A 7,631-nucleotide genomic window follows, 5' to 3' on the forward strand; every position below is an offset into this window, starting at 1 on the left:
CGATGTCCTCCTTGATCTGCTCAAAGGTCACGCCGTATTTTTCGGCTATGTCGGTGGCGTAGCTGACTCCCTGAGGCGGAGCAATGCTAAAAGCTTCTGCTTGTTTTAATTCTGAGGAAGCGTGCAGATGATCTGCAGCCTTCCGTTTTCGGTGATCCGTGCTTTGATCGTGCCGCCGTGCTTTTCCGTTATCGCGCGCGCTATTGAAAGACCTATGCCGAAGCCGCTGTTTTCTTCCTTTGAGCGCGATTCGTCGCCGCGGTAAAAGCGGTCGAAGAGGTGCGACAGAGCTTCCTCGCTAAGCGGTTCCTTCGAGGCGTTCTCGGTTGAAAAGACGATGTTCTTTCCCGAGCGGCTGAGGGTGATAAGGATATCGCTGTCCTCGGGAGCGTGCTTTACAGCGTTCTCGCACAGGGTGCTGATAAGTCTGCGGACAGCCTGCTCGTCGCCGCAAAGCGTGAGATTTTCCTCCGCGTCCAAAATCAGATTCTTGCCGTTGAACTCAGCCATGCCCGCAAAAGGTGCGGATACGTCCGAAACGGCGTTTGAGAGATTGAAAACACTGCGCTCGAGGTGCGAATCAGCCTCGTCCATGCGCGAGAGATAGATCAGCTCGTTGACGAGCTTGCGCATATTCGAAACCTGCTTCTGCGTACCATGAATCCACTCATTTTGTCCGATATCCATTGACAGAACGTCCATGTTGGCGGAAATTACCGTCAGCGGAGTCTTGAGCTCGTGACCCGCGTCGGTGATGAACTGCTTCTGGCGCTCGATGTTCTCGACTATCGGCTTTATCGCCTGATTGCTCAGAAGAAATACCACCAGCCACGCGAGAAGGATTCCCGCGATACAGGCGCATAATGAAATCAACGCTAGCGTCGCGACCTCGGAATACTTCGATTCGCAGTTGAGGAATACGGCTACCTTCGCGCCGTCGTCCTTGTTGGTGATACGATACATATATGTGCCCGTATTTCCCGAGCTGCTGTCTGACGCGAAAACGCCCTCAGCGATCGAGAGCAGCTCCTCTTCGGTATAGTCGGTTTCCTTTGAGCCGACTCCGAGTAAAAGCTCACCGTCAGTCCTCTGTATAGCGATAAAGTACCTCGATTCCTCGAGAGTGCTCTGCATATGGTTGTGACCCTTTTGCTTTAGCTGCTGGCCGCTGTCGTCTGTAGCGCCGTTTTCGTGCCTGCCTTCTCCCTCGCCTTCGCCGTTCTGGAAGCCGCCTTTTTTCTGCTTTTCCTGAGAGATGGCGTTTTCATTCTCGACGAGGTAGTCAAGGGTCGTATTGAGCTCGCCGATAGTGCTGACAAGATGAACCATGTTTATTGAGCCTGCTACGAGCAGCATGGCGAGAGTAAGCGCTAGCAGCGCGATACGGATAAAGCGCTGCCGAATTTGATTCATCATAGCGTATTCTCCAATGTATATCCTACTCCGCGGACGGCTTTGATCTGAGCGTGCGCGCCGAGTTCTGTGAGCTTCTTGCGTAAAAATGAGATATTGACCCAGACGACGTTGATCTCGGAGTCGCTGTCCCAGCCCCAGATACGTTCCATTATCTGATTAATACTAAGCACCGCACCCTTGTGCTCAATGAGCATTTCCATAAGCTGAAAGGCTTTGTTGTTGAGGCGGACTCTCTTTGCGCCGCACTTGATTGACATGGCGGATTTGTCAAGCTCGATATCCGAAAACTTGATCACGTCGTGCTTGAAGTCCTCCTTGCGCCTGAGCATCGCGCGGACGCGTGCGAGCAGCTCGGAAGCGGCGAACGGCTTCGGAAGGTAGTCGTCCGCGCCTGTGTCAAGACCCGCGACCCTGTCCTCGACAGCGTCGCGCGCCGTGAGCATGAGAGCTGGTGTGGCTATGCCCTGCGAACGCATTTTTTTGAGCACTTCAATGCCGCTGAGCTTTGGCATCATCCAGTCGAGAATCACTCCGTCGTATTCGCCTGTTTCAATATAGTCAAGCGCGTCCTGACCGTTGAAAACGCCGTCGACAGAATATCCCGAACGCTCCAGAAGCGTCTGTACCGCCTTCGCGATGTCGCGGTCGTCCTCGGCAAATAATATACGCAAGTCAGGTCACCTCCATAGTGTTGTCATTTTTATTAATTATACCAAAACAGTGATACTATTGCAAGAATCAAAAACGCGATATATACCGTCAGCTGAACCCACGGCATCGCCTTGCCGAGCTGCGAGCGGATTTTGCCGCTGAGCGCGCCCGATAGTCCGAATATCAGTAGCATCGGCGAAAGCGAGCTTGCGAGCGCGAACACTGTTCCGAGCAGAAACGCTTCCGGAATTGACAGAGTGATTGCGTAGCCCGCGACCATAATCAGCGGCGCGCACGGTGTAGCTCCGTAGGCAAGTCCTACTGTAAACGATGGGATCACGCGGCTCATGTTCTTTGACGAGCACTTGCCGCCGCATTTTGAGCAGGTTTTTTTACGGTCTCTGAACCATTTCCAAATCAGAAACAGCGCCGAGGCGAGCATTATCCACGACATGGCGTGGTGGAGATTGAAGCCGCCGATATATCCGTTTTCGTCGATGAATACATTTCCGATCGCAGCGCAGATGGTAGTGATCGAGCAGACGGCAAGCACCTTTCCGAGGAAGAATCCCCCGACATGCTTCATCGAGGAAGCAAAACCGCCGCCCTCGGAAAGAATGTATACCGCCAGAAACGATGACGCCGAAGTGCCGCAGCAGATACCGCAGCCGAGTCCGACGGAAATTGCAGCTGTGAGCGCTTCCGCTAACATACGATCAGCCCCTTTCGCTCGCGAGCAGCGCCGCGCCTATCGCGCCGTTGAACTGAGGATGGTTCGCCACAAACACGTCGCGGATAAGCTCGTCCTCAAACGCCTTTCGCAGTCCTATATTCAATGCTCCGCCGCCGGTCATCAGGACGTCGCCGTTCTTTTCGCTCTTCTTCATCATCTTGATAATGCGCTTAGCCATTGAAAGGTGCATTCCCGAGAGTATATCGCGGCGGTCGTACTTGCGCGCGATAAGCGAGATGACCTCTGACTGCGCGAATACTACGCAGGTGCTGTTAATGTCGCAGGGCGCGCTGCTCTCGAGTGAAAGCGGGCCGACCTGATCGATAGTCGTCTCGAGTATCTGCGCGATGACCTCCATAAACTTGCCTGTTCCGGCAGCGCATTTGTCGTTCATGCTGAAATTCTTGACCGAGTAGTTGGAGTCAAGATAAATTATCTTGCTGTCCTGACCGCCGATGTCTACGATCATGCCCGGGTGGTACTCCCTCGGTGCCGTGACCCTTACGCCGTAGGCGTGGGCGGTGATCTCGCTGACATCGTCGTCCGCGACCTCGAGAATCTTGCGGCTGTAGCCTGTCGCCATCGTATATGCTATGCTTCCGACTCCGCTCTCACTCATCAGCTTTGCGAGCAGCTTCTTGGCGGAAGTGTTGTTGTCGATACCTGTTGAGGTGACGCCTGTGCGTATCACCCTCTTGTGCTCATCGAGCAGGGCGGCCTTGAGGTAGGTTGAGCCGCCGTCAAGTCCTGCGTATACCTTCATCGAAATTACCCCTTTCCGTATTTTATCAGCTCGATAAACGCCTCTACGCGGATTCTGAGCTGTTCAACATCTTCTTCGTTATAGTCGCTCTCGACGCGGATAACGGGAATATTCAGCTTGCCGAGTTCTTCCTCGAGCACCTGATATTCGTAGTCGTAAACAAGACATCCGCGCAGAACGTGGTAGATAACGCCCTGTACATTGTAGTCCTTGAGCATCTGCATGATTCTGTAGACCCTTCGCTTGTTGTCTGTAAAGGTCGGGCAGGTGCAGGGACGTGTGCTCTTGTTCGCAAGCGCCCGCATTATCCCGTCCGTGCTCTGATCGACGATCGCGGGGGGATCGTAGGCTCCGCGTTCTCCCATACAGGTTTCGTCGCCGACGAGCGCTCCGCCCATCTCCTCGATAAGCAGCGGAAGCTTGAAGTTCGGAAATACTATAGGCGAGCCTGTGATGAGGATTCTCGGGCGGTTCTCCTTTGATGCCATTTCTCCGCGCTTTATCCTCTGCTCGAGCTCGTCGTTGAGCGCGCTGAGATACTCCGTCCAGAGTGAGATGTGAGTATAGCTCATGGCGTTCATAACAGCCATATAGTGAGTGCCCTTGATCACGAGCGGAGCCTTGCGCCTCAGCTCTATGAAGCGCGACAGCTCGTACTGTGCCGCGGCGGTGAGTCCGCACGCCCACGAGAGCCTTTCGTAGCTGAGCTGCCTGCCTGTCAGCTCTGTAAGGCTTTGGCTGAACAGGTAGAGCTCTCTGACGTACTGCTCCATGTCCTCGTCGCGGTCGCGTCCCGAGGGAACGTGCAGCGTTACGGTTCTGCGGTGCTGACCGAGGTATCCCGCGAGCTTCTTCTTGCAGTCGCAGGTAATCGGGACAGCCATCATCGAGCACTCCTGATAAATCGGCATGACGCCGATGCTCTGGAAGCCCATGACCGCCTTTACCAAAGGACAGACGTCGCGCGGAGCGATATCGTCGCCGATATTAAACGCGGTGTAGCTGCCGCCGCAGAGCTTTACCGGCATGGCGCCCGCGGCGTAGATGAGCTCTGGCGGAACCATCACACAGTAGGTGCCGACTGTCGGCATATCATCGGGCTTAACCGCGCCCTGCATGTCGACAAAAACATGCCGGAGGATATTCATAAAAGGCTCGAGCGCGTCGGGCTTGTGCGGCAGCTCGTCGACCTTTCTCAGGTACTTTACGGAAACCGCCGCCGATTTATTGACAAATCTCTGCTTTCTGCGTTCTTCGGCAGAGGTTTTTCTTTCAATATAGTCATTCATGGTTTTTCCCTTTCTTTTTGCTCTTGGGCGGCGCGTACTGCTTCATGAACTTCATGCGGTCGGCGTTGTAGATCTTCTTGCCGCAAAAGGTGATCGCAAGCGCGTTGTTTTCGGGACAGCGGCGGACGCATTCGCCGCACATAATACAATCAGATGTCGTAACGTCGATTTCTCTGATATCGCCCTTGCCCTCGCGGACGGTGAATACGGATTTGATACCCATCGGGCACGCTTCGTAGCAAGCGCCGCATTCCGTGCAGGCTACCGCGTCCTTCTTGAGCTTGAAGAGCGAGATCTTGTGGGTCAGTCCGAGGATAAAGCCGAGCGGACAGACGTTGCAGAAGCATCTGCGCTTGAAGAAGCCGCTGACGAGCACGATCACCATGACAAATCCGCCGAGTCCGAGGCTGAGCTTGAAGCCCGCGAGCGCCGGTGACAGCGCCATTGCCGGACAGAAGTCACAGAAGTTTCCGCCGACAAAGCCGATGCCGAGGAAGATGATCAGCATTACCCATTTCACTAATCTCAGAATATTGTAAAGCCTTTCGTTGAGCGAGATACCCTCGATGTGAAGAGCCTGACGCGCTTCATGAGCAACGTCCTGAATAAAGCCGAACGGACATACAAAGCCGCAGAGGATTCTTCCGAGAAGTACCGCGCATACAAGGAAGGTTCCCAAAAAGGCGAGTATCTCCTTCCACGAGCTGACAAGCACGTCGAGGTGGCTGAGCATGTAGCACGCCGAGCCTGTGAGCTGGTCGAGGTTGTACGGGCAGGCGAAAACAGGAAGCTGAACGTTTGAAAAAACCGTTCCCGTCAGTCTGCTGCCGAAAATCAGAAGCGCGAAGCTGAGAATCATAATAATCCAGCGTATCGTCTCAAAGCCGAATACAAAGCGCTTTCTTCTTTTGTCCCTCGCCATAACTCCCGTCTTGCCGACTGGCAGCTTCTCTTTTTTGTAGAGCAGCTTGCGAAGGAGAACGTCGAGGGTGATACAAACCGCCGAAACCAGAATGATGATACCGAACGGAAGCATTGCGGACAGCCAGCGTGTGGTGAATATCGTATCCGCCTCAACCTGATAGTTGATCGAATAGGTATTGAGCGCGTCGGGGCGGTAGGTAAAGGTCAGACCGTTTCTCACGTCGTTGAGATTCAGTCCCGTAATATCGCCGTTTTCGTCGGTGGTAAGGGTTTTAACCGTGCCGTCGGCGAGAGTTACCGTGATTTCTGAGTTTTTCACGGGCTCGGAATTAAAGTAAACCGTGAAGCTCTCTCTGTCCTTGTAGACGACCTCAAACGGTATCTCGTCGCTGAGGAAGGAGTTCGCGGTGGCGTCGTAGCCCTGAGTGTACTCCATATCTGTCTTGGCGACTCTGGTGACATTCTCGGTCACGCCGTCGCCGTTTGTGTCCTCCCTGATACCCGTCTGAACCGCCGCGAAGCTGCCCGCGAAATCGGACGGCAGCGATTCGATGTAGGTGTTCTCAACAACAGCCGCGCCGCTGTAGGTGAGCGCATACACCGTTGTATTATCTCCGCTGTGCAGAGTCACAGCGTCTTTATCGTATGTAAACGAGAGCGCTTCGCCGTCGTTGACAACGCTCAGCGTGGCTCTCTCGACAGGGTCGTCGTATTGGAAAAATGCCAGATCTGCCGCAAAGTACGCCGCAACGCAAAGAGCGACGGCAAAAACGGCGAAGAGTATTTTTCCTGCTGTCTTGTTCTTCATATCGCGCCTCCTATGCGGTGTGTCTGTACCTTCGCGCAACCAGCCTGCGCTGCGTCAGCATTTCGCCGAACGCCTCCATGCGGATTCGAAGCTGCTCCATATCCTGATACTGATAGTCGGTTTCGAGTCTGAATACGGGAATGTCCTTTTTCTCCGCGGCTTTCTCGATATGCGGAAGCTCAAAGTCGTACTCAATCTGTCCCTTGAGGATATGGCAGACGATCCCGTCGGGCTTGAGCTGCTTGATCAGGTTCATGACGTATGAGTACATTCCCGTGTTATATATTCTCGCGCCTGAGGAAATCGTGCTCAGGTGGATCTGCGCGATCTTTCTGAGAAGATTGTCGGCTGAGCCGAAGCGGTTCGCTCTGCCGAGCTCGATTGACGCTTCCAGAGAAAGGCTGTCGGCAACCGCGGCAATGTTCATTCCCGCAGAAGTTATAAGCTGCGGAACCTTGTAGTTCGGGAACACAACGGGCGAGCCGAGGATAAGGATACGCGGTCTGTCCTTGCGTCTGTAGGCATAGTGATTCATAATATTCTCAAGCTCATTTACAAGAGCGGTGATATGAAGCAGCCATTCGTCGAGGCTGTCGGCAAAGTACATGCTCTGTGAAGCGAGAATCACGGCCTCGTCAGTGATGAAGCCGCCTGCCAAGGCTGCTGTATCGAGGAAGTTCTGTCTTTGGCGGTGCGCAGAGGCGACCTTCCTGACGGAAGCTCTGAGGTGACGGACATTGAAGCGCTTGCCTGTATGCCTGCCGATCGTTTCCGCGAGAGTCACAAGCTGGTCGGTGTAAAACCTGATCGAATTCTCGCTATTGTCAGCGGGCGGAACGTCGATTGTCGCAACCTTCCTGCCGCTGTTTCGAAGAATCGAAATCAGCTTGCGCCTGCTGTCAGAGGATACAGCCGTAACGATAAGCGTGTTTTTCGTGATGTCAAACTCGGGATTTATCAGCCAGCCTATCGAGGAACGGCTGAACGGATCGGTGTCGCGCGGAGTCAGTTCGTCTGCCCAGTGGGCTGTCTCGAGGCTTCCGCCAA

General features: G+C 54.1%; 7 protein-coding genes. All 7 read right to left on the reverse strand.

The annotated features are described in order from the left end of the window. Nucleotides 1-105 precede the first annotated feature (105 nt). Nucleotides 106-1,416, reverse strand: a complete 1,311-nt coding sequence (locus JKK62_RS00760) for a sensor histidine kinase (RefSeq protein WP_201426534.1) — start codon at nt 1,414-1,416, stop codon at nt 106-108. Then, nucleotides 1,413-2,087, reverse strand: coding sequence for a response regulator transcription factor (locus JKK62_RS00765; RefSeq protein WP_201426535.1), 675 nt, complete (start codon nt 2,085-2,087; stop codon nt 1,413-1,415). The genes JKK62_RS00760 and JKK62_RS00765 overlap by 4 nt, the downstream gene beginning before the upstream one ends. Before the next feature lie 32 nt (nt 2,088-2,119). Next, the gene (locus tag JKK62_RS00770) at nt 2,120-2,779 is read right to left on the reverse strand and encodes a hypothetical protein (protein WP_201426536.1); all 660 of its coding nucleotides are present in this window, start codon (nt 2,777-2,779) and stop codon (nt 2,120-2,122) included. A 4-nt stretch (nt 2,780-2,783) separates the two neighbouring features. After that, nucleotides 2,784-3,563 (reverse strand): acyl-CoA dehydratase activase, encoded by a 780-nt coding sequence (locus tag JKK62_RS00775; protein WP_201426537.1) that lies wholly within the window; start codon nt 3,561-3,563, stop codon nt 2,784-2,786. 5 nt (nt 3,564-3,568) lie between these two features. Continuing rightward, nucleotides 3,569-4,852, reverse strand: a complete 1,284-nt coding sequence (locus JKK62_RS00780) for a 2-hydroxyacyl-CoA dehydratase family protein (RefSeq protein WP_201426538.1) — start codon at nt 4,850-4,852, stop codon at nt 3,569-3,571. Then, the gene (locus JKK62_RS00785) at nt 4,845-6,584 is read right to left on the reverse strand and encodes a 4Fe-4S binding protein (RefSeq protein ID WP_201426539.1); all 1,740 of its coding nucleotides are present in this window, start codon (nt 6,582-6,584) and stop codon (nt 4,845-4,847) included. Before JKK62_RS00785 ends, JKK62_RS00780 begins: the two co-directional genes overlap by 8 nt. A gap of 10 nt (nt 6,585-6,594) precedes the next feature. Continuing rightward, on the reverse strand, nt 6,595-7,631 hold a 1,037-nt coding region (locus JKK62_RS00790), incomplete at its 5' end, for a 2-hydroxyacyl-CoA dehydratase family protein (protein ID WP_201426540.1).

It is taken from the genome of Ruminococcus difficilis (assembly GCF_016680995.1).